This window comes from Curtobacterium sp. B18, from assembly GCF_000333375.1.
GTDB lineage: Bacteria > Actinomycetota > Actinomycetes > Actinomycetales > Microbacteriaceae > Curtobacterium.
Genome location: NZ_BACZ01000113.1, coordinates 1 through 958, shown reverse-complemented (window position 1 = coordinate 958; position 958 = coordinate 1). Strand labels below are relative to the sequence as shown.

At 69.3% G+C, this 958-nt stretch carries 2 protein-coding genes; one reads left to right on the top strand and one right to left on the bottom strand.

Annotated features, from left to right (window positions below):
- The coding region (locus I5E_RS03115; RefSeq protein ID WP_031261312.1) for a TPM domain-containing protein at positions 1-437 on the bottom strand (437 nt) is incomplete at its 3' end.
- Between the two features lie 283 nt (positions 438-720).
- Here I5E_RS03115 and I5E_RS03110 point away from each other — a divergent pair.
- Positions 721-924, top strand: a complete 204-nt coding sequence (locus tag I5E_RS03110; RefSeq protein ID WP_022905704.1) for a hypothetical protein — start codon at positions 721-723, stop codon at positions 922-924.
- Positions 925-958 lie beyond the last annotated feature (34 nt).

Sequence of the window (958 nt, the reverse complement as noted above, 5' to 3'; positions counted from 1 at the left end):
CCGTTCGCAAACGCCAGGCCGCGCCCGACCAGTCGCTCTGTTTCAGCGCCGGGCACCAGGTCGTCGTCCACCGCGCTCTTGACGTCCGACTCCGAGATGCTCGTCTCGTTGGTCTGCTGGACGTCGTAGTTCCGCTCGTCCACGGCGACGGACAGCAGGATCCCGTCCGAGTCGATCTGGTTCGCGGACAGCGTCGCGGTGCCCCACGCGGTGTGGTCGGACGGGTCGGTGAACTCCGGCACGAACACGACGTAGAGCTGGGTCTTCGTGTCCGCGTAGAGCTTCTGGACGGCGTCCTCGACCTGCGACTGCTGCGAGGAGCTGAGCACGTCGGCCTCGTCGAGCACGTACGCGCCATCCAGGTCGACCGGTGCGGTCGCGTGTGCCGTGGCTGCCGGCGCGAGCACGAGGAACCCTGCCAGGAGCGCTGCGGCCATGCGTCCGATCCGTCCCGGCGTCCCCCTGTCGGTCCTCGTCCTGCCCGTGGCCGATCCGCCCTGGACCGCTCGCATCCGTCCTCCGTCCGTCGCCGTGGTCGCCGTCCGAGCAGCCCCGGAACCGCGCCCCGGAGCGCTGTTGCCCGGAGTCTATCCACGCGGCGCAGCCCTCGGACAGACTCCGGGCGAACCCTCGTGGAACGTCTGGTCTGTGGAAGTGTTGTACCCCGAGCCGGGGTATGCTCGTGGAGCGTTCGACGACGAACGAGACAGGGGAACTGCGATGGAGCGAACAACCAGCACCGAGGTCGTCCCACTCGAGGACGGCTACCACCGCGTGTCGACCCCCGCGAGCGGGGTCATCGGCTTCGTGCGGGAGCACGACGGCCGGTACGAGGTGCTCCGCGGACGCGTGCGCCAGGCGACGCGGTCCGAGGGCCTCTACAGCACCATGAACGTCGCGCTCATCGCGCTCACCCACGCCTGAACCACCCACGTAGGTTCACTCGCGTGGGTCTGCC

What these genes read in the sequence shown, in the direction of transcription:
- I5E_RS03110 (WP_022905704.1), top strand. Translation starts at nt 721, where the DNA reads ATGGAGCGAACAACCAGCACCGAGGTCGTCCCACTCGAGGACGGCTAC.